The sequence below is a fragment of the Pseudoalteromonas sp. P1-25 genome (assembly GCF_001401805.1).
Lineage (GTDB): Bacteria > Pseudomonadota > Gammaproteobacteria > Enterobacterales > Alteromonadaceae > Pseudoalteromonas.
The window spans coordinates 94888-119174 of sequence record NZ_LKDW01000007.1 but is presented as its reverse complement, the minus strand read 5'-3'; the positions used below and the strand labels follow the sequence as shown (position 1 = coordinate 119174).

Genomic DNA, 24287 nt, shown 5'->3' with positions numbered 1-24287 from the left:
ATGGTAAAAAGAGAATTACCCATAGTGTTTAGCCACGCTGATTTTTACATATTTGAAAAACCAGCGGGGCTTAATTTTCACTCAGAAAGTGAAAAAGGGTTTGTGGTGTTAGCTGAGCAGCAAACGGGCGAAAAATTATTTGCTGTTCACCGCCTTGATAAAGTGACCTCTGGCCTTATTATTCTTAGTCGCAATAAAGAAGCCGCTGCTAAATTTACGTCTCTTTTTACTGAGCATGCAATAAACAAGTTTTATTTAGCAATAAGCAATACTAAACCTAAAAAAAAGCAAGGGTGGATAAAAGGTGATATGGCTAAGTCTCGTAGGGGCATGTTTAAGCTTTTACCGACCATGCAAAACCCAGCCATTACCCGCTTTTATTCTTTTAGTTATAAGCCGGGGTTTAGGGCGTATATATTAAAGCCATATTCGGGTAAAACTCACCAACTTAGAGTGGCATTAAAAAGTTTAGGGGCGCCAATTTTAGGCGATTCACTCTATAGCGGTAGCGCAGCTGAGAGAGCGTATCTTCATGCCTATGCGTTAAGTTTTGTATGGCATGGGGAGCAAATTAATTGCACTTTGCTGCCTGCTACGGGTGATGAGTACCAGCAATTAATTAATCAGCAAGAATTTCAAGCATGGCAATCGCCGTGGGAACTGGATTGGTAAATGAGCGAACAAGTAACAGATATTCGTTTTGGCGGAATTAAACGCCTATACGGTAACCAACAATTTGATTGGCTACAACAAGCCCATTTTTGTGTAGTGGGAATAGGCGGTGTAGGAAGTTGGACCGCCGAAGCTTTAGCACGTACAGGCGTGGGTAAGATCACTTTAATTGACTTAGATGATATTTGCGCGACGAACGTAAATAGGCAAATTCATGCGCTTAGCGGCAGTATTGGCCAAGCCAAAGTAGATGCAATGAAAAGTCGCTGCGAACTGATAAACCCAGAGTGTAAAGTAACTGTGATAGATGACTTTATTACTCTTGAAAATATTCGTGAGCATATTCAAGGTTTTGATTACGTTATTGACTGTATTGATGCAGTTAAGGAAAAAGCAGCGCTTATTGCTCATTGTAAGCGTAATAAAATGCCTATTATTACTACAGGCGGCGCGGGCGGGCAAACTGATCCTAGCCAAATAACATTTGGCGATGTGGCTAAAACCACGCAAGATCCGCTACTTGCTAAAGTGCGTTATATTTTACGCAAACAATATAATTTTAGTAACAACCCAAAACGCAAATTTAATATTGATTGTGTGTACTCAACTGAGCAACTAGTTTACCCAGGCAGTGATGGCAGTGTATGCCATGCTAAACAAAATACCGATGGTACAATGAATATGGATTGTAATAACGGGTTTGGCTCGGTCACTATGATCACAGGAAGTTTTGGCTTTTTTGTAGCGGCTAAAGCGGTACGTAAATATTTAGATAAAAAACAGCGTTTACAACAAGCTCAATAGTTTAATTGAGCTTGTTTGCTGCCATGCTTTGAATTGCTTCTACCATGGCTTTTATTCCGTTCCCACGAGATGCACTAAGGTGTTTAATCAAGCCTAACTTTTCAAATTCGTCATACGCATTAATATTCACGACTTCTTCAGGTGTTAAGCCATTATAAAGCGCTAAAATAATCGCTAATAAGCCTTTTACAATGCGGGTGTCTGAATCGCCAATAACCACTAAACGATTCTCGCTATCGTCAAACTCCATAAACATCCACACTTTGCTCTCACACCCAGGAACAAGTGCGTCATCGGTTTTAAGTACATCCGCTAAAGCGGGAAGTGTTTTGCCCAAAAGCATTATTTCGCGATATTTTTGCTGCCAAGATTGCGCATGTTGTATAGTTTTAATTACGCTGTTAAACGTATTTGTCATGAGTTATCCTAAATTAGTCTAATAAATCAATCGATTCTTTCAAGGCATGGATGAAATTATCAACATCTTGATGAGTATTGTAAAATGCTAAGCTTGCTCTAACAGTGCCTGTTACCCCTAAATGATGCATTAATGGTTGCGTACAATGGTGACCGCTACGCACTGCAACGCCAAATCCGTCAAGCAAAGTTGCCAAATCGTAAGGGTGTTCAGTTTTATAATTGAAACTAAGGGTACCAATATTATTGTTTAAGTCACTATAGATAGTAACCCCATCAATTTTGCTTAGCTGTGTCGCTGCATAATTAAAAATTGTCTGCTCATAGCGCTGCAATTGTTGTATGTTTAGGGCTGATAAATAATCAATTGCTGCACTAAAGCCAATTACTCCGGCTATGTTTGGGGTGCCAGTCTCAAATTTTGCAGGAGCGTCTCGATAGGTGCTTTTTTCAAGGGTAACGGTATCAATCATCTCACCACCCGTTTGGTACGGGGTAAGCGCATTGAGTAATTCATAGCGTCCATATAAGCCCCCAACACCCGTAGGGCCAAGCATTTTATGCGCTGAGAAAACATAAAAATCGCACCCGAGCTGTTTTAAATTAGGGCGTAAATGCATAGCTCCTTGTGCGCCATCGACAACAACTAACGTGCCGACTGCTTTCGCTGCAGCTATTAGTGGAGCTAAATTGGTAATATTACCTAATGTGTTAGAGGCCTGGCTGATACATAGCACCTTTGCTTTAGTGTGTGTGATAAAGTCTATGCAGCGCGCTATATTAAACGTCGCGTTTTGCTCAAGGGGGAGTACAGATAGCGTTGCCCCCGTATTTTGCGTTAATACCTGCCAAGGAACGATATTAGCATGGTGCTCAAGTGGCGTAATTAATACCGTATCTTCGTGAGTAATTTGATTTTGTAGGCCATGAGCAAGTAAATTTAGTGCCTCTGTTGCACCTTTTGTCCAGACTATTTCATTAGCCTTTACGTTAAAGTAATCTGCTATTTTTAATCTTGCTGCTTCATACTGCTCAGTAGCGCGCTCGCTTAAGGTGTGACGGCCTCTGTGAACGTTTGCGTTGCTTAAATTATAAAAACGAGTGGTTGCATCAATCACGCTTTGTGGCTTTTGCGACGTTGCGCCAGAGTCTAAATAAACTAAAGGGTTGCCATTAAGGGTTTGGTTTAAAGTAGGGAAGTCATTGCGGATTTTTGTTATATCAAACTCTTGAGAAGGCATGGCTATTCAACATCTATAAATTTAGGCAGGAATTGTAATCGGTTTCATAAAATTGACAAGCAAAGCGCACAAAAAAGGCCGCAAAAGCGGCCTTTTTTAACTAACTAAGTTTAGCGCTTGTCAGTTGATACGAAGTCACGTTGCGTGTAACCAGTATACATTTGACGAGGGCGGCTGATCTTATGGCCAGGTTGAGATAGCATCTCATCCCAGTGAGTGATCCAACCAACTGTACGTGCCATAGCAAAAATTACAGTGAACATGCTTGTTGGAATACCAATCGCTTTTAAGATAATACCTGAGTAGAAGTCAACGTTAGGGTAAAGTTTCTTCTCTACAAAGTATGGGTCTTCAAGGGCAATTTGTTCAAGCTTCATAGCGATATCAAGAAGTGGATCTTGAATGTTAAGCTCTGCTAAAACTTCATGACATGTTTGACGCATTACCGTAGCGCGTGGGTCGAAGTTTTTGTAAACACGGTGGCCAAAGCCCATAAGACGGAACGGGTCAGACTTATCTTTTGCTTTTGCAACGTACTCATCAATACGATCAACAGAGCCAATTTCTTCTAACATGTTTAAACATGCTTCGTTAGCACCGCCGTGAGCAGGACCCCAAAGAGACGCGATACCAGCAGCAATACAAGCATATGGGTTAGCGCCTGAAGAACCCGCTAAACGTACTGTTGACGTTGAAGCGTTTTGCTCGTGATCAGCATGAAGCATGAAGATTTTATCCATTGCTTTGGCTGTAACAGGGTTAACTTTGTATTCTTCAGCCGGTACAGAGAACATCATGTGTAAGAAGTTTTCTGCATAGCTTAAGTCGTTACGTGGGTAAACAAACGGTTGACCAATGTTTGTTTTGTACGCCATAGCTGCAATAGTTGGTAATTTAGCAACAAGTTTAATCGCGCTTGTTTTACGTTGGCTTGCATCAGTAATATCAAGATCTTCGTGGTAAAAAGAAGATAATGCTCCTACTACACCACATAGCATGGCCATTGGGTGAGCATCGAAGCGGAAACCTTGGAAAAAGTTAGCAATTTTTTCATCAAGCATAGTGTTATGCGTGATTTCTTTTGCAAATGCATCGTATTGCGCCTGAGTTGGTAACTCACCGTTTAATAGTAAGTAACAAAGCTCGATGTAGTTAGAGTCTTCAGCTAATTGCTCAATTGGGTAACCACGGTGTAATAATACGCCTTTACCACCATCAATGTAGGTGATTGCAGATTCACAAGAGCCAGTCGACATGAAACCTGGGTCATAAGTAAAGTGACCATGTGAACCGAGCGTACGTACGTCGATTACATCTTGGCCAGCAGTGCCTTGATAAATTGGAAGTTCGATTGGATCTAGTCCATCAATATGGACTGTGGCTTTTTTATCTGCCATCTATGTATCTCCTATTAAGATATCTATTCTGATTTTTAGATTTTTAAAGTTCTGAAATCTTGTTTTAAGCACATCTTCGCATTTTAACGTGAAAGAGGGGGTTAAAGTCAATTTTTATAAACATTATGCACATATGTATAATAAATATTCGCCATCAATTAAATATTATACTATCGGCTAATTCGCAAACGTCTCTAACTAAACAAGAATTGTAAAACAACCTTTGGGTATATATACTATCGGAGGTTTTAAACCGCTTTGTATTTAGGTAAACATATTTTTACAGCGTAATTTTTGCAGATTTGTGAACTTTTGCTGTATTGACACGTTTACTTTGATAGTTCCACCAGAAATTTTGGTGGGTTTTAGAAAAACAAGTAGATGAGCTCCAATGTGAGCAAGATGGGCAAGTAACTGTGAAAAAGCAAAGACCTGTAAATCTAGATCTAACAACTATATCTATGCCGGCAACGGCTAAAGCATCAATTTTTCACCGCGTCACCGGTGTTGCATTATTTTTTGCTTTAACGTTTGTCATTTGGGCTTGGTCTGAGTCTCTTTCTTCAGCTGAAGGTTTTGAATCCGTCAAGGGTCTGTTTAGCGGATTCATTGCCAAATTCATAGCTTGGGGCACACTTTCTGTATTGGGTTATCACCTTATTGGTGGTATCCGTCACATCATTATGGATATGGGCCACTGGGAAGAACTTGAATCGGGTAACCTGAGCGCTAAAGTTGCAATGGCACTTGGCGTTGTATTTGCCGTACTGGCAGGGGTGTGGATATGGTCTTAAATCAAGCAACTCTTAAACGTGATGGTGTACAAGATTTCGTATCTTTACGTACCACGGCTCTAGTAATTACCGCATATGCGATTTTTATTATCGGCTATTTTTTAGCAATGCCTGAAGTCACTTTCGAAGCCTGGACAGGCCTATTCTCTAATCTTGCTATGAAGGGGTTTACGCTAATTACCCTAGTATGCATGATGGTTCATACCCGCATTGGCCTTTGGCAAGTTTTAACGGATTACGTTAAAAACGCTAAACTACGCGCTGTTTTAGGCTTTGTATTAAACCTGATGGCCGTTGCTTACGTAGCTATTGGTCTAATCGTTTTATGGGGTGTTTAAGTGAAATATTCTGTTCGTGAATTTGACGCCGTTGTAATTGGTGCAGGTGGTGCAGGTATGCGCGCCGCTCTTGCCATTACAGAATCAGGCAAAACGTGTGCGTTAATATCTAAAGTATTCCCAACACGCTCTCACACTGTATCTGCACAGGGTGGTATTACAGTAGCGCTAGGTAATTCGCACGAAGATAACTGGGAATGGCATATGTACGATACCGTTAAAGGTTCCGATTTTATCGGCGACCAAGACGCTATCGAATACATGTGTCAAACTGGCCCAGAAGCTATTACTGAATTAGAAAACATGGGTTTACCATTTTCGCGTTTTGAAAATGGCCGTGTTTACCAACGTCCTTTCGGTGGTCAATCGAAAAACTTTGGTGGTGAACAAGCTGCACGTACTGCAGCAGCAGCTGACCGTACTGGTCATGCTTTATTACACCTTCTATACCAACAAAACGTAAAAAACCAAACCAATGTATTCTCTGAATGGTATGCACTTGATTTAGTTAAAAACGATAACGGTGATGTAGTAGGTTGTACAGCAATTGAGATTGAAACAGGTGAAATCACTTTCTTCAAATCAAAAGCTGTTGTGCTTGCAACCGGCGGTGCTGGTCGTATTTTCGCATCGACAACGAATGCCCACATTAATACGGGTGATGGTGTTGGTATGGCAGCCCGCGCTGGCGTTGCTATGCAAGATATGGAAATGTGGCAATTCCACCCAACGGGTATAGCAGGTGCTGGTACACTTGTAACAGAAGGTTGTCGTGGTGAAGGGGGTTATCTTTTAAATAAAGATGGCGAACGCTTCATGGAACGTTATGCACCAAACGCAAAAGACTTAGCGTCTCGTGATGTAGTTGCACGTTCAATGATGACTGAAATCCGTGAAGGTCGTGGTTGTGATGGTCCATGGGGTCCACATATTAAGTTGAAACTTGACCACTTAGGTGAAGAGACACTTAATCTACGCCTACCAGGTGTTTGTGATCTTGCTAAAACATTCGCTCACGTTGACCCTGCTAAAGAGCCAATTCCGGTAATACCTACGTGTCATTACATGATGGGTGGTGTTCCAACTAACGTAAATGGTCAAGCGCTACAAATCGATGCCAATGGTAACGAAAAAGTAGTAGAAGGCTTGTTTGCAGTTGGTGAGATTGCCTGTGTATCTGTTCATGGTGCAAACCGCCTAGGTGGTAACTCATTACTTGATTTAGTTGTATTTGGTCGTGCTGCTGGTAACTTCTTAGGTAAATACCTAAACGAAGTTGAAATTACTAAAGCGCCTTCTGCATCTGACATAGATGCTTCGCTTGCTCGCTTTAATCGTTGGGAAAATTCAACGGCTGGTCAAGGTGAAGACCCAGTACAAATCAAAAAAGACTTACAACAATGTATGCAGCTTAACTTCTCGGTATTCCGTGAAGGTGACTCTATGGCGACAGGCCTTAAAGAGCTTAAAGAGATTCGTGAACGTCTACAACATGCGCGTCTTGATGATAAATCATCTGACTTTAATACGCAGCGTATCGAATGTCTTGAACTAGATAACCTTATGGAAACAGCATACTCAACTGCAGTTGCTGCAAACTTCCGTACTGAAAGCCGTGGTGCACACTCTCGCTTTGACTACCCAGATCGTGATGACGAAAACTGGTTATGTCACTCAGTATTCAATCCTGTTACGGATGAAATGAGCAAGCGTGAAGTAAACTACGCGCCTAAGACGCGTGAAGCGTTCCCACCTAAAGCACGTACCTACTAGGAGCGAGACGATGGCACAAGTACAATTTTCAGTTTATCGTTACAATCCGGACGTTGATAACGCACCTCGAATGCAAGAATACACTTTGCAAACAGAGGAAGGTCAGGACATGATGGTATTGGACGCACTTTTATTATTAAAAGAGCAAGATCCTACTTTATCATTCCGTCGCTCATGTCGTGAAGGCGTGTGTGGTTCTGATGGTGTTAACATGAATGGTAAAAATGGTTTAGCATGTATTACACCATTATCTACGCTGCAAAAAGGTGGCAAAGGTACTATTGTAATTCGTCCTTTACCTGGCTTACCTGTGGTACGTGACCTTGTTATTGACATGAGTCAGTTCTACACTCAGTACGAAAAAGTTAAACCATACCTAATTAACGATCAGCCAGCGGCTGGTGAACGTCTTCAATCTATTGAAGAACGTGATAAATTAGATGGGCTTTACGAGTGTATTTTATGTGCATGTTGTTCTACATCGTGTCCTTCGTTCTGGTGGAATCCAGACAAGTTCATTGGTCCAGCAGGCCTTCTTCATGCTTACCGTTTCTTGGCTGATAGCCGCGATACGGCAACTGAAGAGCGTTTAGCAGACTTAGACGATGCGTTCAGTGTGTTCCGTTGCCACAGTATCATGAACTGTGTTAGCGTTTGTCCTAAGGGTCTTAACCCGACCAAAGCAATTGGACAAATCAAATCTATGTTATTAAACCGCGCGGTTTAATCACTTAGTAACGTAAGATGGCTAATATTTTTATTAGCCATCTTGTTATAACAACTATTAATTTCTGCGCTAAAGAAAAGGGCTTATAAATGCACGAAGGTGTGATGAAGGCATGGCTAGAATCTTCACATTTAAACGGCGGCAACGTTGCTTATGTAGAAGAGCTTTATGAAGCGTATTTAGATGATGCGACTTCTGTGCCAGAAGAATGGCGAGAAGTGTTCGAACAATTACCAAAAGTAGATGGTGTGGATGTTGAAGTAAAGCATTCAGAAGTTCGTTCACAGTTTGCGGCGCTTGCTAAAAACAAGCATAGAGAGGTAGTGGTAGCTGAGGGTAGTGGCGGTGATCTTAAACAGGTCAAAGTACTACAACTTATTAATGCTTTCCGCTTTCGAGGACACCAAAATGCTAACCTAGATCCGCTAGGCATTTGGCAACGAGAGCGTGTTCGAGATTTAGAGCTAGAGTACCACGACTTATCTAAAGCTGATTTTGACCGCGAATTTAATGTAGGATCGTTTGCCGTAGGCCGCGATACTATGCCTTTAGGTGAACTATACCAAGCACTAAAAACTACTTATTGTGGTTCTATCGGTGCTGAGTATATGCACATCACATCAACAGAAGAAAAGCGTTGGTTACAACAGCGTTTAGAGTCTGTTCAATCACGACCTACTTTTTCTAAAGAAGAAAAATTGCGTATCCTTAAAGGATTAACCGCAGCAGATGGTCTTGAAAAATATTTAGGTGCAAAGTTCCCTGGTGCTAAACGTTTCTCACTTGAAGGTGGTGATGCGTTAGTTCCTATGCTTAAAGAACTTATTCACCGTGCTGGCGAAAGCGGGCAAAAAGAAGCTGTTATTGGTATGGCTCACCGCGGGCGTCTAAACGTACTAGTTAACGTGTTAGGTAAAAACCCATCTGAGTTGTTTGATGAGTTTGCTGGCAAACACAACGATACGTTAGGCTCGGGTGATGTTAAATACCATATGGGTTATTCTTCTGACTTTGCGACCAAAGGTGGCAATGTTCACATGGCGCTTGCGTTCAACCCATCTCACCTAGAAATTGTTAATCCTGTGGTTATGGGTTCTGTAAGAGCTCGTTTAGACCGCTTAGGTGACAGCTCAGGTAGTAAAGCATTACCAATTACCATCCACGGTGACTCGGCAATTACAGGCCAAGGTGTTGTACAAGAAACATTTAACTTGTCACAAACAAACGCCTTCTCATGTGGTGGTAGTATCCGTATAGTTGTAAATAACCAAGTTGGTTTTACAACCTCAAAACAAGATGACGTACGTTCTACTGATTATTGTACTGACATTGCAAAAATGGTTCAGTCGCCAATCTTCCACGTTAATTCTGATGATCCTGAAGCCGTTGCATTTGTTACTCAACTTGCACTTGATTTCAGAAATCAGTTTAAACGTGACGTAGTAATCGATTTAGTATGTTACCGCCGCCACGGCCATAACGAAGCTGATGAGCCTAATGCTACACAGCCTCTTATGTATCAAAAAATTAAAAAACATGCGGTACCTCGCCTTATCTACGCTGATCAACTTATTTCTGAAGGTTCATTCACAGAGAATGAGGTGAAAGCTTTAGCCGATGAATATCGTAACGGCTTAGATGAAGGTAACTGTGTTGTTGAAGAAATCCAGCCAGAGACTTCACACTCATCTGATTGGGCTAAGTATGTAGGACACGAGTGGAATGTTGACTACGACGCAAGCGTACCGGTAGACAAGCTAAAAGCACTTGGCGAACAAGTTGCGCAGTTCCCTGAAGAATATAAAGCACAGTCTCGTGTTAAAAAGATTTACGATGACCGTAAGCTTATGGCCAGTGGCGAAAAACCACTAGATTGGGGTATGGCAGAAACACTTGCATATGCAACAATTGCCTCTGAAGGCACTGATATTCGTCTAACGGGTCAAGATTCAGGCCGTGGAACTTTCTTCCACCGCCATGCTGTAGTTCATAGTCAATCAGATGGTTCAACGTACTTACCTCTTCAGCACTTAAGTGAAGAACAAGGTACGTTTGAAGTATACGATTCAGTATTATCTGAAGAAGCCGTGCTTGCTTTTGAGTATGGTTATGCAACAGCTGAACCTACTTCATTAGTACTTTGGGAAGCCCAATTTGGTGACTTTGCTAATGGTGCACAGGTAGTATTTGACCAATTCTTAAGTTCTGGCGAACAAAAGTGGGGGCGTTTATGTGGCCTAACGTGTTTACTGCCGCATGGCTACGAGGGACAAGGTCCAGAGCATAGCTCTGCACGTTTAGAGCGTTTTTTACAACTATGTGCTGATCACAACATGCAAGTGTGTGTTCCTTCAACACCTGCACAAGTTTACGCTATGCTTCGTCGTCAATCTGTAAGACCACTTCGTCGACCACTGATTGTAATGACACCAAAATCATTACTTCGTCATCCACTTGCGGTATCTTCGCTTGAAGAACTTTCACAGGGTGTATTCCATAATATGATCGACGAAATCGATGATATTAATCCTGAGAAAGTAGAGCGCGTGGTATTTTGTAGTGGTAAGGTTTATTACGAACTATTACAAGAGCGTCGTAAGCTTGAGCAAGACAACATTGCTATTGTACGTGTGGAGCAACTTTACCCGTTCCCACATGCAGAAATGGACACGATTATGGAGCGTTACCAGCACGTTACTGATTTTGTTTGGTGTCAAGAAGAGCCACAAAACCAAGGTGCTTGGTACTGTTCGCAACATCACTTTATTGATGCAATCCCACAAGGTGCTAAATTAACTTACGCGGGACGTAAGGCATCAGCATCTCCAGCGTGTGGTTACATGTCAGTACATACTAAAGAACAACAAGCGCTCGTTGCAGACGCGCTTACTATACAAAAGAAAGGATAAGCAATGAGCACAGAAATTAAAGTTCCTGTTCTTCCTGAGTCGGTTGCAGATGCTACCGTTGCTACATGGCATGTAAGTGTAGGCGACAAAGTAAGCCGTGACCAAAACTTAGTAGACATTGAAACAGATAAAGTGGTTTTAGAAGTGGTTGCACAAAACGATGGTGTAATTACTGAAATATCACAAGAAGAAGGTGCAACGGTACTTGGTGACCAAGTTATCGGTTTACTTGGTGATGCTGATGCAGCACCAGCAAGTGACAGTGCTCCGGCAAAAGAAGAAGCCGCACCTGAAAAATCAGAAGACGCGCCTGCGGCGCAATCAGCTCCAGCATCAGAAGGTAAAGAAGTGGACATTAAAGTACCTGTACTTCCAGAATCAGTTGCAGACGCAACAATTGCTACATGGCATGTACAACCAGGTGAAGCGGTAACTCGCGACCAAAACTTGGTAGATATTGAAACTGATAAAGTTGTTCTTGAAGTAGTAGCTCAAGAAGACGGTATCATGGGCGAGCAACTAAACGCAGAAGGCGATACTGTACTTGGTGAACAAGTTATTGGTAACGTTAAAGCGGGCGGTGCTCCAGCTGCACCTGCAGCTAAAGCAGAAGAAGCGCCGGCTGCAAGTGAGTCTAACGATAGCTCAGATGTGTTAACGCCTTCTGTACGTCGTTTAATTGCTGAAAAAGGTCTTGATGCGTCTAAAATTAAAGGCACAGGTAAAAATGGCCGCGTAACGAAAGAAGACGTTGATACTTTCTTAAAAGCGCCTGCTCCAGCGGCTAAGAAAGAAGATACTTCAGCACCAGCTGCACCTATGGGTGACCGTACACAAAAACGTGTACCAATGACGCGCTTACGTAAAACCATTGCTAATCGTTTATTAGAAGCGAAAAACTCAACAGCAATGTTAACTACGTTTAACGAAGTAAACATGAAACCTATTATGGACCTTCGTAAGCAGTACCAAGAAGTATTTGAAAAGCGTCACGGTATTCGTTTAGGCTTTATGTCTTTCTATGTGAAAGCAGTAACTGAAGCACTTAAACGCTTCCCTGAAGTAAATGCATCAATTGATGGCGATGATATTGTTTATCACAATTACTTTGATATCAGCATCGCTGTATCTACGCCACGTGGTTTGGTTACACCAGTACTTAAAGATTGTGACAAGCTGTCTGTTGCAGAAATCGAAAAAGGTATTCGTGAATTAGCCCTTAAAGGCCGTGACGGTAAACTAACACTTGACGATATGACAGGTGGTAACTTTACCATTACTAACGGTGGTGTATTTGGCTCGTTACTTTCTACGCCTATTATCAACTTACCACAGTCATCAATTTTGGGTATGCACAAAATCCAAGAGCGTCCTATGGCTGTAAATGGTAAAGTTGAAATTCTTCCAATGATGTATTTGGCACTATCTTACGATCACCGCCAAATCGATGGTAAAGAATCAGTTGGTTTCCTAGTGACTATTAAAGAGTTACTTGAAGATCCAACTCGCTTATTACTGGATGTTTAATCGAGTAGTATGAAATATAAGCTGTGAATGACAATTCACAGCTTTTTTTTTGCGCCTTTGGTCTTACTGGGGTTTTCATGTTAAGCCTTGGGATCTATACTAGGTGCGCAATTTGGGATAGCTGTTTATTTGCATAAATATTCAGCTCTTTTAGTATAAAAAATTGGATAAAGCATCATGAATTTGCATGAGTATCAGGCAAAACAACTTTTTGCCGAATATGGTTTACCAGTTTCTCAGGGTTTCGCTTGCGATACACCTGAAGAAGCTGCAGCAGCTGCCGAAAAAATTGGCGGTGATATGTGGGTTGTTAAAACTCAGGTTCACGCAGGTGGCCGTGGTAAAGCTGGCGGTGTTAAGCTAGTTAAAACAATCGAAGAAGTAAAAGAATTCGCTGCTAACTGGTTAGGTAAAAACTTAGTTACTTACCAAACAGACGAAAATGGTCAGCCTGTTGCTAAAATTTTAGTAGAAAGCTGTACAGATATCGCTAACGAATTGTACTTAGGTGCAGTTGTTGACCGTGCTTCTCGCAAAGTTGTTTTCATGGCGTCTACTGAAGGCGGTGTTGAAATTGAAACGGTTGCTGAAGAAACTCCAGAGCTTATCCACAAAGCAGAGATCGATCCATTAGTGGGTCCTCAAGCTTACCAAGCACGTGAGTTAGGTTTTAAACTGGGTCTTAACCCTACACAAATGAAGCAGTTCGTTAAGATCTTTATGGGTCTTGGCAACATGTTCAATGATTTTGATTTCGCACTTCTTGAAATCAACCCGTTAGTAATCACAGACGAAGGTAACCTTCACTGTCTTGACGGCAAAATCGGTATCGATGGAAATGCACTTTACCGTCAACCAAAAATCCGTGAAATGCACGATCCATCTCAAGAAGATGCTCGTGAAGCACACGCAGCAAGCTTCGAGCTTAACTACGTAGCACTAGACGGTAACGTAGGTTGTATGGTTAACGGTGCTGGCCTAGCGATGGGTACTATGGACATCGTAAACCTACACGGCGGCAAGCCAGCTAACTTCCTAGATGTTGGTGGCGGCGCAACTAAAGAGCGTGTTTCTGAAGCATTCAAAATCATCCTTTCTGACGATAACGTAAAAGCTGTTTTAGTTAACATCTTTGGTGGTATCGTACGTTGTGACATGATTGCTGAAGGTATCATTGGCGCAGTTAAAGAAGTAGGTGTAAACGTGCCTGTAGTTGTACGTTTAGAAGGTACTAACGCTGAACTAGGTCGTGACGTTCTTAAGAACTCAGGCCTTGATATCATCGCTGCTGAATCACTAACAGACGCTGCTGAGAAAGTTGTAGCTGCTGCGGAGGGCAAATAATGTCTGTATTAATCAATAAAGATACAAAAGTTATCTGTCAAGGTTTCACTGGTGGACAAGGTACTTTCCACTCTGAGCAAGCGCTTGAGTACGGTACACAAATGGTTGGTGGTGTAAGCCCAGGTAAAGGCGGTCAAACGCACCTTGGTCTTCCAGTATTCAACACAGTACGCGATGCAGTTAAAGAAACAGGCGCAACAGCGTCAGTGATCTACGTACCAGCACCGTTCTGTAAAGATGCAATCTTAGAAGCTATCGATGCGGGCATCGAGCTAATTGTTTGTATCACTGAAGGTATCCCAACACTCGACATGGTTGACGTTAAAGTTAAGCTTGATAACTCGGGTGTTCGTATGATCGGTCCTAACTGTCCAGGAGTTATCACTCCGGGCGAGACTAAAATTGGTATCATGCCTGGTCACATCCACAAACCTGGTAAAGTAGGTATTGTTTCTCGCTCTGGTACTTTAACGTACGAAGCAGTTAAACAAACTACAGACGCTGGTTTTGGTCAGTCTACGTGTGTTGGTATTGGTGGTGACCCAATCCCAGGTACTAACTTTATCGACGTGCTAGAAATGTTCGAAAAAGATCCACAAACTGAAGCAATCGTAATGATTGGTGAAATCGGTGGTACTGCAGAAGAAGAAGCTGCAGAGTACATTAAAGCTAACGTAACTAAGCCTGTTGTTTCTTACATTGCGGGTGTAACTGCACCTGAAGGTAAGCGTATGGGTCACGCTGGCGCAATCATCGCAGGCGGTAAAGGTACTGCTGATGAAAAATTTGCTGCACTAGAAGCTGCTGGCGTACAAACTGTACGTTCACTTGCTGATATTGGTAAAGCACTTAAAGAGAAAACAGGCTGGTAATCAGTTTGCTTAATCTTTAAAAAAGGCTCGCGAATGCGAGCCTTTTTGTTATTAGTTTAAAAATTAGTACGGGTAACTAATGTGTTGAAAAAATCTTACTGATAAATCTTGCCGTTCTTTATTTATTGCCAATTCTGAGCACATAGCGTGTATTGTTTTCTCTACTTGATTCATAAAGCGGCCATATCCCATTTCATGTTTATCTTTATGAGTGGCAACAATCACAAAATGTAGAGACTCGACTAACTTTTCAGCATTGAAAAAAATATGTATTTGCGTGGCTGTACCATTTACATCAAAACTTATTTTTTGTAATTCTGCATTCCCATCATTTTTATCTATTTGGCTATTTCGCACTATTGGCCTTGCACCATTGGCAACCATAGCACCGTGAGTTAAAGCGTATCGCTCACAGCAGTCTTTAAAAGATGTGGCAAAGTAATTGTAAAAATCAGTGTAGTTATTTTTATTTATTAAGCTTTGAAACTGCGTTTTAATGCCCCGAGAAACCTGTACAGAAAATGTTGCATAGGTCATTTCTGCATGCTCTGCGGGTATTTTACATTGGCGAGCTAAATAGCGAGGATACAGGCTTCTTAGCTTGTAGCCGTAACTTTGGTTGCAGCCTTTGTTCTTAGCAAACAAGTCATAGGTTAAATGTTGATGATCGCGAAGTTTAAACTGAGGTTGTTCAATAAATAATTGGGATTGTAAATTATCTAACACTTTTTGCACTTTGCTGTGAAACTGTGCCGAGCTTGCACGTAAATCATCACCAGTTGCTAAAAATAACAAGCGAATTTTTTTACTTTTACAAGTAGGGGTGTAGTGTAGTTTATGCGCTTCGTGGTAACGCGGGTTGTAAAAAAACAACATTTGCTTTGCTGTTTCTAATTGATACGACTCATCATGAAATCTCACAACGGGTAATTTGTCGTTAGCGAGTAGGTGTACATTATGCAGCTCGTATTCATCACAACTTGCGAATAGTTGTTTAGCAATACGGTTATAGCAACTATCAATGTTTGTAAAGCTAGTATAAAAGTCATCAGAGGGGGTAATTTCAGCGAGTAAATAGTGATTAGCGCGCGCATTTGTTGGAATATAAACTCTGTGTTGTGTAGAACTGGCCATTTTAGAATCCTTTTATGGTGCTTAAGTTTAGGTACTATAAATGGCTTTCATGACTCAAATATTGCGCTAAAACAAATTTAAGTAATAAACTAATGCAGCATTGCCATAATAACTAGAATAAAGGCGCATCTAGTGCTGTATGTTAGTGTTTGTTTTTGTAATAATGCATTAGTTTTGTTATCACGAATATTCAGAGGATCGCACTCCTATGGCGGAAATTGAGAATCGCCCAAGTAACTTTATAAGAACTCGAATTGATGAAGATTTAGCAAGTGGCAAACATGCAACTACGCATACACGTTTTCCACCTGAACCAAATGGCTTTTTACATATTGGCCATGCAAAATCAATTTGTTTGAATTTTGGCATTGCAAAAGATTACGATGGTTTATGTAACCTACGCTTTGATGATACAAATCCAGAAAAAGAAGATATTAACTACGTTAATTCAATCAAAGAAGACGTACAGTGGTTAGGCTTTAATTGGAGTGGCGAGATAAAATACTCGTCAAACTATTTTGATACTCTATACGGCTATGCAGTTGAGCTTATTGAAAAAGGCTTAGCGTATGTGTGTTTTTTAACTGCCGATCAAGCACGTGAGTATCGCGGTACGTTGAAAGAGCCAGGTAAAAACAGCCCATACAGAGACACTTCAGTAGAAGAAAACCTTGCATTATTTGAAAAAATGCGTGCGGGTGAATTCAAAGAAGGCGAGTGTGTCCTGCGCGCTAAGATTGATATGGCAAGCTCATTTATGGTGCTTCGCGATCCAATTATTTATCGCGTTCGTTTTGCTCACCACCATCAAACAGGTGACAAGTGGTGCATATACCCAATGTATGACTTTACGCACTGTATTTCTGATGCACTTGAGGGCATAACCCATTCATTGTGTACGCTTGAGTTTCAAGATAACCGCCGTTTATACGATTGGGTACTTGATAACATCAGCCTTGAATGCCACCCACAACAAATTGAGTTTTCGCGCTTAAATCTTGAATACACAATTATGTCTAAGCGTAAGCTAAACGATTTAGTTGTGAATAACTATGTAGAAGGGTGGGATGACCCACGTATGCCAACGATTGCTGGTTTACGTCGTCGTGGTTATACACCGGCTTCTATTCGTGAGTTTTGCTTACGTATAGGTGTGACTAAGCAAGAAAACATGGTTGAAATGGGCATGCTTGAAGCATGTATCCGTGAAGACTTAAATGAAAACGCACCACGGGCAATGGCAGTACTCGATCCCGTTAAAGTGGTAATAGAAAACTTTGACGCTGATAAAGTAGAAACATTGTCGGTAGCTAACCACCCTAATAAAGAAGAAATGGGTCGTCGTGAAGTACCGTTTACTCGTGAGCTTTACATCGAGCGTGAAGATTTCCGCGAAGAAGCAAATAATAAATTTAAACGCTTAGTACTCGATAAAGAAGTACGCTTACGTGGTGCTTATGTAATTAAAGCTCAGCGTGTAGAAAAAGACGAAAGTGGTGAAATTACCACTATTTACTGTACTTACGACAGCGAAACTTTAGGTAAAAACCCAAGTGATGGCCGAAAAGTAAAAGGGGTTATTCATTGGGTTTCAGCGCCTGAATCGGTTAATGCAGAAGTTAGATTGTATGACCGTTTATTTAATGTGCCAAACCCAGCTGCGGCTGAAGAGTTCGAATCAACATTAAACCCTGATTCGTTAGTTGTACTTGAAAATGCAAAACTAGAAGCGTCGCTTGCTAAAGCCGAACCAGCACAAGGTTTTCAGTTTGAGCGTACCGGCTATTTCTCACGTGATACTAAGTCAGAACATTTAGTATTCAACCAAACGGTTGGCCTTAGAGATTCTTGGGCTAAAATCGAGAAGCAGTAACGCTTTAAAATACCAATTTGCATAATATATCATTATTGCAAATTGGTATTTAACATAGTTTAAATGCTTAATTTAGAACATAAAAAAACCTGCAATTGCAGGTTTTTTTATAATTCATTAAGCGTTGTTGTTAGCTATTTGACTCGCTAAATGCTTTGCACGCTACTTTGTCTTGACACTCACCGTATAGGTATAAAGAGTGGTTCGTCAACGTGATGCCGTTTTCTTCGGCTATTTCTAACTGACGACGCTCAATTAAGTCATCTTCAAATTCAACAACCTTACCACACTTCAAACACACAAGGTGGTCGTGGTGAGTGCTGCCAGAAAGTTCGAATACTGATTTTCCGCCTTCAAAATGGTGACGGCTTACAATACCTGCGTCGTCAAATTGGTTTAGTACGCGGTAAACAGTCGCAAGACCAATTTCTTCACCTAAATCTAATAGAATTTTGTATACATCTTCAGCGCTGATGTGTTGGTTATCTGGAGATTGTAAAATTTCTAAGATTTTAATACGCGGTAAAGTTACTTTTAGACCGGCTTTTTTAAGTTCCAAGTTATGATCAGTCATTAAATCTGTCTCAAATTTGTTTGGTTATACTAGACATCTCTTACAGATGCACACGACACATTAGCAATAACAAGGATAACGCGCCTAAGCACTGAGTGCAAAGAACAATTGATCAATTTTGCTATTAAATCTAAAGTCGCTAACTGTTTGATAAATATTTAAACAGTTAGCGATAAAAAGGGGGGAGGTTAGTCTGCTAGTTCGCTTAAGCACATTTCGTCATACACTTGCGCGCACCATGCTTTAACACGTTGCTCTGTCAGTTCTGGTTGGCGGTCTTCATCAATGCCTAAACCTACAAAATGGGTGTCATCGGCCATGCCTTTAGATGCTTCGAAATCGTATCCTTCAGTTGACCAATGTCCAACAACAATAGCGCCACGCTCGGTAACGATATCGTTAATCATTCCCATAGCATCTAAGAAGTATTCAGCGTAGTCTTCTTGGTCGCCACAGCCAAAAATAGCCACTAGCTTACCTTCAAAGTCTATCTCTTCAAGTTCAGGGAAAAAATCATCCCAATCACATTGTGCTTCACCGTAGTACCAAGTAGGAATACCAAATAAGATTAAATCGAACTCTGCAATCTCTTCTTTAGAGCTTTTTGCAATGTCGTGAACAGCCACTAGCTTTTTACCCAATTCTTTTTGGATCATTTTTGCTACGTGCTCTGTATTACCTGTGTCACTTCCGAAAAAAATGCCTACACTTGCCATGGACTTCAAACCTTTTATCTATCAATAGCCAATCTTTCTTGTAAAATTGTTTCAATCAGCGCACTACGGCTAATATTTTGTGCATCCGCCATATCACTCAGTGCCTGATATAACTGTGATGAAACTTTAAATTCTACACGCTTTAAACCACGTGCTTTATCTCGTTTTATTTGATTACGTTTATTAACCTTTAACTGCATATCCCTTGGTAAAGGGTTTGTTTTCGGCCTACCAGGGCGCTTTTCGTATTCAAATAAATCGGGAGTTGTTCTATCTGTTTCTGACTTCGCCATGCCTAACCTACACCTGCACCTTGCCAAAAAACTTGTATAAGCCCTTTCGCAATAAAGCCAGAACAACCTAAAAAGAGGACGCCCCATACAATGTAGCGACCAAACTTAGGTACATTACCACTATTAAGTACGTCTTTAATTGCCAAGCCGATGAATACAAAAATACCGGCTAAGCCAAAGTACAACCCTAGGGTATCAAATTCGTTAATAAACTGACTGACCATCAACGTATAACCTTTAAATTAAACGGCGCGTACTATAGCATATAAATATGCATTAATTTAGTACGGATAACCAAAAACACATGATTAAAATTGCATTAAAGCCCTGTTAAAAAGTCATTTATTGCTTTATTAACCGCAACAGGTTTTTGTGCATGAAGCCAATGTCCTGCACCGTGTATAATTTTTGCTCGAGTATTTTTAAAGCGCTTTGTTATTTCATCGCGGTATTCTGGCAGTATATAATCAGAGTCATTCCCTTTGATAAATAAAGTATCGCACAAACAAGAATTATTTTCATTAACATTGGCAGTGATTGTCGAATATTTTTTATCAAGTACATCTAAATTAAAACGCCAGCGGTACTCACCATCTTCGTTTTTAACCAAGCTTTTTAACAAAAATTGCCTAACACCTAGCTCATTTATGTACTCGCTCATAATTGCATCGGCTTGTTTTCTATCAGTAATATGACTGGTTGCTACGTCTTTAAGTGCGCTAATAATTTGTGTGTGGCGGGCAGGGTAACTCACAGGGGCTATATCAAGTACCACCAGTTTATTTACTTTTTGGCTATGCATTAGCGCCACTTCCATTGCCACTTTACCGCCCATTGAGTGGCCAATCAGGTGCGCATTATTAATATTTAATGCGTTCATCAGCTCAACAATATCCGCCGCCATTGCAGGGTAGTTCATTTCTTCGCTATGCGGTGACGCGCCATGGTTACGTAAGTCCACATTAGTTACCCTAAAGTGCTCGCTTAATGGTTTTGCAATCACATTTAGGTTTTCTAAAGACCCAAATAAACCATGAATAATCACTACATCAGGGCCTTCACCATATTGTTTATAGTTTAAAAGCATGACCGTCTCCTCAAATTTTGGCTTAGTTTGCCGAGCATTGCTTTAAAAAGCAAAAAATATAGCGGCTAACTTTGCTGTACGCGTTTTTAAACGACAGAAAGTTTATTTTTACGCCACTTTTGCTATTTAGAGATATCAGCCCAAAGCGGTTTATAAATAAACAAAGTAAACACTTTAAATTTTTAGTGACTGACTATTTACTACATTGGGTTTATGAAAAAATAAACAACACACTTTAATTTTCGCGCTTAACGGATATATTTATGCGAGTGCTTGTTGTAACTCGCATTTATATTTGGTTTGGGTATAATCACGGGGAAAGAAAAATGTGGCCCGTAATGACAGGAACAACATGAAACAAATCGACATAGACGACGAGTTATATCAGTATATTGCTAGTAATACACAAAGTATTGGCGAAAGCGCATCCACTATTTTACGTCGTTTATTAAATCTAAACGGCACTGACAACACGACCGTTGCTAACAACAATCAAAACAACCAAACAACGACTCAAGCCCCACTTGATGACACGCCAGCTAACGACGACAGCCAAGAGCAAGAGGTTGTCACACCCGTGAAGCAAACAAACGCTAATGTATTTAATATCTTAAATAAAGAAGAACTAGCAATGCAAAAAGGGGTTGTCGGTAGGTTTTTATTTATTTTAAGTGCTTTTTATAGAACACATAAAAAAGAATTTAGTGCTGTGCTTGATATAAAAGGGCGTGACCGCGTTTACTTTGCCACCAGCAAAGAAGACTTAATTAATAGTGGCAGTAGTATGAATCCTAAAAATATTACTGACAGTGAGTACTGGGTTATGACGAATTCAAATACAACACGTAAAAAAATGATGCTACACGAGGTTGCACTGTGCTTAGGTTATTCAGCAGAGCAAGCAGAAGAAATTCGCGATTACTTGTAAGGAAATAAACATGGCTATTCATTCAGGTGCTGGGAAATCTGCGCCACAATCATCTTTAGTTAACGTACCAAAATTGGTATCGGCTTATTACTTAAATGAGCCAGATTTAGAACAAAACCCAGCGCATTGTGTTGCTTTTGGTACGTCGGGTCACCGTGGTTGCTCTTACGATGTTAAGTTTAACGAATCTCATATTTTAGCCATTACACAAGCTATTTGTGACTACAGAAAGCAAAATGATATTTTTGGTCCGCTTTTTTTAGGTAAAGATACACATGCATTAAGTGAAGCTGCTTTTAACTCTGCCATAGAAGTATTAGTCGCTAATGAGGTGCAAGTAATCACCCAGCAAAATCATGATTACACTCCGACCCCTGTTATTAGCCATGCGATTGTTTGCCATAACAAATTAAACCCTAACGAATTAGCCGACGGTATTGTGGTAACGCCTTCACATAACCCGCCTGAAGACGGTGGCTTTAAATACAATCCACCAAACGGCGGCCCAGCTGATACCGATGTAACTAAATGGATTGAAGATAGAGCAAATCAATTGCTATTAGAAGATTTAGTCGAAGTTGAGCTATTTCCATTTGCTAAAGCATCTCGCTCTGGCTTTATTAAATACGAAGACTTAATGACGCCATACATTAACGACTTAGAAAATATTGTTAATTTGAAAGCTGTTAGCGATGCGGATATTAAAGTGGGTATTGACCCGCTTGGTGGCTCTGGTATTAACTTTTGGCCGCTAATAGCGCAAAAATATAATTTAGATTTAACCGTAGTAAACGACAGTGTTGACCCGCGTTTTGCATTTATGCCCCTTGATAAAGACGGCAAAATCCGTATGGATTGTTCATCACCGTATTCAATGGCAAATTTAATTAAGTTAAAAGACGACTTTGATATTGCCATAGGCAATGACCCAGATTATGACCGCCACGGTATTGTTACGCCAGATGGATTAATGAACCCTAATCATTTTTTAGCTGTAGCGATTGATTATTTACTAAAGCACCGCGACTGGGACAGCAGTGTAGAAATTGGTAAAACGCTGGTTTCCAGCTCTATGATTGACCGTGTTGTTGCTCGCAATGAGCGCAAAGTTAAAGAAGTACCGGTTGGCTTTAAGTGGTTTGTAGATGGCTTGAATAAAGGCAAACTTGCTTTTGGTGGCGAAGAAAGTGCTGGCGCTGCATTTTTGCGTTTCGATGGTAGCGTGTGGTGTACCGACAAAGACGGCTTTATTATGGGTTTACTTGCAGCTGAAATACTAGCTGTGACGGGTAAAACACCATCAGCGCTTTATAAAGAGTTAGAGCAAGAATTTGGCTCTCCGCTATACAAGCGTTTAGATGCCCCTGCTAGCAGTGAACAAAAGTCACGCTTAAAAGCGCTTAGTGCAAGTGATGTAAAAGCGGATACGCTGGCTGGCGAACCTATTTTACAAAAACTGACGCATGCTCCAGGTAATGATGCAGCGATCGGCGGCTTAAAAGTAGTGACTGAAAATGGCTGGTTCGCAGCACGCCCTTCAGGAACTGAGGATATTTATAAAATATACCTTGAGTCGTTCAAAGGTGAAGAACACTTGGCGCTACTGGAAAAAGAAGCTAAACAATTAGTTGATTCTGTGATCAGCTAAAACAAGTAAAACTAGTTTAAAACGGCTGATTTATTCAGCCGTTTTTGTTTGTATCTCTCACATTAGAAAAGGGCTTATCATGTTAGCCAAACCAGATTATTTAAATGATTTAAAAAATACCGGTGATTTTTTAACGCTTAGTCGTAATAATGAATGGCATATAGAGCCAAGTGAATTTACGTTAGAGAATGGCACAGGCGTTACTGTTCACGATACAGGTGTTATTGAGTTTCAACCAAAGGTTACAACGACAAAAGATATAGTACTGTCAAGTGCGGTACATGGTAACGAAACCGCACCCATAGAAATATGTGACGATTTAATAAAAACAATAATAAAAGGTGAGCTTGAATTAAATCAGCGTGTGCTCTTTATTTTTGGTAATCCAAAATCAATAAATATTGGCCTGCGTTTTGTAGAAGAAAACTTAAATCGTTTGTTTAACGGGCACCACACTGTTGAAGGTGTGCCAATGAATGACGAGCGCAAACGTGCGGCAAAACTAGAACAATATGTAACTGACTTCTTTTCACGTGGTCAGCAAGGCAGTGCACGATACCACTATGATTTGCATACTGCTATTCGTGGCTCAAAAAATGAGAAATTTGCTGTGTATCCATATCTTCATGGTAAACCATGGAAAAAATCGCAGTTACAATTTTTACTTAGCTGCGGCGTTAATACCGTATTGATGATGAAATCGCCTGCAACCACATTTAGTTATTATTCTTCGTATGTGCACGGCGCAGATTCATTTACGGTTGAATTAGGTCAAGTTAAACCGTTTGGTGAAAACGACATGGCTCGCTTTGCAAAAACCAAGCAAACACTAACTGCATTAATTAGTCAAAAAGAGGTGCAATACCCGCATTTTAATGCAAGTGACTTTGAGTTGTTTGCTGTGCATCGTACCATTAATAGAACCCAGGAAGATTTTAGCTTTCCTTTTTCAGACGATGCAGAAAATTTCACTGGGTTTGCTAAAGGTGAGTTGCTAGCAACAGACGGCGATACTCCTTATTATGCCGATGTTGAAGGGGAAGCGATTATCTTTCCAAATGCAAACGTTGCGCTCGGGCAAAGGGCATTGCTTACCGTTACTCCTATGCAAGTAGATAGTAATTTCGTCTAATAAAACTCATCAGACCACTTTTCTTATATGTTTAACTGTATGTTTTTATTGGTTTAATAAATGCGTACAGTTAACTTTCCAGCTTTT

At 40.7% G+C, this 24287-nt stretch carries 23 protein-coding genes; 14 read left to right on the top strand and 9 right to left on the bottom strand.

What is annotated here, in order from left to right; translation table 11 throughout:
* Positions 1 to 672: a TIGR01621 family pseudouridine synthase gene (locus AN393_RS06830; protein ID WP_055017684.1), complete on the top strand. Its 672-nt coding sequence runs from the start codon at positions 1 to 3 to the stop codon at positions 670 to 672.
* The gene (gene tcdA, locus AN393_RS06825; RefSeq protein WP_055017683.1) at positions 673 to 1476 is read left to right on the top strand and encodes a tRNA cyclic N6-threonylcarbamoyladenosine(37) synthase TcdA; all 804 of its coding nucleotides are present in this window, start codon (positions 673 to 675) and stop codon (positions 1474 to 1476) included.
* Between the two features lies 1 nt (position 1477).
* Here the strand turns inward: tcdA and AN393_RS06820 are convergent, their stop codons facing one another.
* The 3 genes from AN393_RS06820 to AN393_RS06810 all read right to left on the bottom strand — a co-directional run bounded on the left by AN393_RS06820 (position 1478) and on the right by AN393_RS06810 (position 4531).
* Positions 1478 to 1894, bottom strand: coding sequence for a SufE family protein (locus tag AN393_RS06820; protein WP_055017682.1), 417 nt, complete (start codon positions 1892 to 1894; stop codon positions 1478 to 1480).
* 13 nt (positions 1895 to 1907) lie between these two features.
* Complete coding sequence (locus AN393_RS06815; RefSeq protein WP_055017681.1) at positions 1908 to 3134, bottom strand: aminotransferase class V-fold PLP-dependent enzyme; 1227 nt, start codon at positions 3132 to 3134, stop codon at positions 1908 to 1910.
* A 110-nt stretch (positions 3135 to 3244) separates the two neighbouring features.
* Positions 3245 to 4531, bottom strand: a complete 1287-nt coding sequence (locus AN393_RS06810; RefSeq protein WP_055015987.1) for a citrate synthase — start codon at positions 4529 to 4531, stop codon at positions 3245 to 3247.
* A 416-nt stretch (positions 4532 to 4947) separates the two neighbouring features.
* On the opposite strand from AN393_RS06810, the gene sdhC reads away from it, so the two are divergent.
* The 8 genes from sdhC to sucD all read left to right on the top strand — a co-directional run bounded on the left by sdhC (position 4948) and on the right by sucD (position 14815).
* Positions 4948 to 5325, top strand: a complete 378-nt coding sequence (sdhC, locus tag AN393_RS06805) for a succinate dehydrogenase, cytochrome b556 subunit (protein ID WP_082422685.1) — start codon at positions 4948 to 4950, stop codon at positions 5323 to 5325.
* Positions 5316 to 5663 (top strand): succinate dehydrogenase, hydrophobic membrane anchor protein, encoded by a 348-nt coding sequence (gene sdhD, locus AN393_RS06800; protein ID WP_055015985.1) that lies wholly within the window; start codon positions 5316 to 5318, stop codon positions 5661 to 5663. The genes sdhC and sdhD overlap by 10 nt, the downstream gene beginning before the upstream one ends.
* On the top strand, positions 5664 to 7436 hold the full coding sequence (gene sdhA, locus AN393_RS06795; RefSeq protein ID WP_055015984.1) for a succinate dehydrogenase flavoprotein subunit: 1773 nt from the start codon (positions 5664 to 5666) through the stop codon (positions 7434 to 7436).
* A gap of 10 nt (positions 7437 to 7446) precedes the next feature.
* A complete protein-coding gene (locus tag AN393_RS06790; protein ID WP_004586682.1) occupies positions 7447 to 8163 on the top strand; it encodes a succinate dehydrogenase iron-sulfur subunit in 717 nt (238 codons plus the stop codon).
* 89 nt (positions 8164 to 8252) lie between these two features.
* Positions 8253 to 11072, top strand: coding sequence for a 2-oxoglutarate dehydrogenase E1 component (gene sucA, locus AN393_RS06785; RefSeq protein WP_055015983.1), 2820 nt, complete (start codon positions 8253 to 8255; stop codon positions 11070 to 11072).
* A gap of 3 nt (positions 11073 to 11075) precedes the next feature.
* Complete coding sequence (gene odhB / locus AN393_RS06780; RefSeq protein WP_055015982.1) at positions 11076 to 12599, top strand: 2-oxoglutarate dehydrogenase complex dihydrolipoyllysine-residue succinyltransferase; 1524 nt, start codon at positions 11076 to 11078, stop codon at positions 12597 to 12599.
* A 177-nt stretch (positions 12600 to 12776) separates the two neighbouring features.
* Positions 12777 to 13943 carry an ADP-forming succinate--CoA ligase subunit beta gene (gene sucC / locus AN393_RS06775; protein WP_004586679.1) on the top strand — a complete coding sequence of 389 codons (1167 nt, stop codon included), beginning with the start codon at positions 12777 to 12779 and terminating at the stop codon, positions 13941 to 13943.
* Positions 13943 to 14815, top strand: a complete 873-nt coding sequence (gene sucD / locus AN393_RS06770; protein WP_004586678.1) for a succinate--CoA ligase subunit alpha — start codon at positions 13943 to 13945, stop codon at positions 14813 to 14815. The genes sucC and sucD overlap by 1 nt, the downstream gene beginning before the upstream one ends.
* A 63-nt stretch (positions 14816 to 14878) precedes the next feature.
* Here the strand turns inward: sucD and AN393_RS06765 are convergent, their stop codons facing one another.
* Positions 14879 to 15949 carry a DUF3083 family protein gene (locus tag AN393_RS06765; protein WP_055015981.1) on the bottom strand — a complete coding sequence of 357 codons (1071 nt, stop codon included), beginning with the start codon at positions 15947 to 15949 and terminating at the stop codon, positions 14879 to 14881.
* Positions 15950 to 16157: 208 nt separating this feature from the next.
* Here AN393_RS06765 and glnS point away from each other — a divergent pair, with 208 nt between their 5' ends.
* On the top strand, positions 16158 to 17822 hold the full coding sequence (glnS, locus tag AN393_RS06760; RefSeq protein WP_055015980.1) for a glutamine--tRNA ligase: 1665 nt from the start codon (positions 16158 to 16160) through the stop codon (positions 17820 to 17822).
* 130 nt (positions 17823 to 17952) lie between these two features.
* On the opposite strand, the gene fur is transcribed toward glnS, so the two are convergent.
* From fur to AN393_RS06735, 5 genes are all read right to left on the bottom strand, one after another.
* On the bottom strand, positions 17953 to 18396 hold the full coding sequence (gene fur, locus AN393_RS06755; protein WP_055017679.1) for a ferric iron uptake transcriptional regulator: 444 nt from the start codon (positions 18394 to 18396) through the stop codon (positions 17953 to 17955).
* A gap of 188 nt (positions 18397 to 18584) precedes the next feature.
* A complete protein-coding gene (fldA, locus tag AN393_RS06750; RefSeq protein ID WP_055015978.1) occupies positions 18585 to 19112 on the bottom strand; it encodes a flavodoxin FldA in 528 nt (175 codons plus the stop codon).
* Between the two features lie 14 nt (positions 19113 to 19126).
* Positions 19127 to 19405, bottom strand: a complete 279-nt coding sequence (gene ybfE, locus AN393_RS06745; protein ID WP_004586673.1) for a LexA regulated protein — start codon at positions 19403 to 19405, stop codon at positions 19127 to 19129.
* 2 nt (positions 19406 to 19407) lie between these two features.
* Positions 19408 to 19629 carry a DUF2788 domain-containing protein gene (locus AN393_RS06740; RefSeq protein ID WP_004586672.1) on the bottom strand — a complete coding sequence of 74 codons (222 nt, stop codon included), beginning with the start codon at positions 19627 to 19629 and terminating at the stop codon, positions 19408 to 19410.
* A 95-nt stretch (positions 19630 to 19724) separates the two neighbouring features.
* Positions 19725 to 20492 carry an alpha/beta fold hydrolase gene (locus tag AN393_RS06735; RefSeq protein WP_055015977.1) on the bottom strand — a complete coding sequence of 256 codons (768 nt, stop codon included), beginning with the start codon at positions 20490 to 20492 and terminating at the stop codon, positions 19725 to 19727.
* Between the two features lie 352 nt (positions 20493 to 20844).
* On the opposite strand from AN393_RS06735, the gene seqA reads away from it, so the two are divergent.
* The 3 genes from seqA (at position 20845) to astE (ending at position 24200) form a co-directional block, all read left to right on the top strand.
* On the top strand, positions 20845 to 21420 hold the full coding sequence (gene seqA / locus AN393_RS06730; protein WP_055015976.1) for a replication initiation negative regulator SeqA: 576 nt from the start codon (positions 20845 to 20847) through the stop codon (positions 21418 to 21420).
* A 10-nt stretch (positions 21421 to 21430) separates the two neighbouring features.
* A complete protein-coding gene (pgm, locus tag AN393_RS06725) occupies positions 21431 to 23068 on the top strand; it encodes a phosphoglucomutase (alpha-D-glucose-1,6-bisphosphate-dependent) (protein WP_055015975.1) in 1638 nt (545 codons plus the stop codon).
* Between the two features lie 79 nt (positions 23069 to 23147).
* Positions 23148 to 24200, top strand: a complete 1053-nt coding sequence (gene astE / locus AN393_RS06720; protein WP_055017678.1) for a succinylglutamate desuccinylase — start codon at positions 23148 to 23150, stop codon at positions 24198 to 24200.
* Positions 24201 to 24287 lie beyond the last annotated feature (87 nt).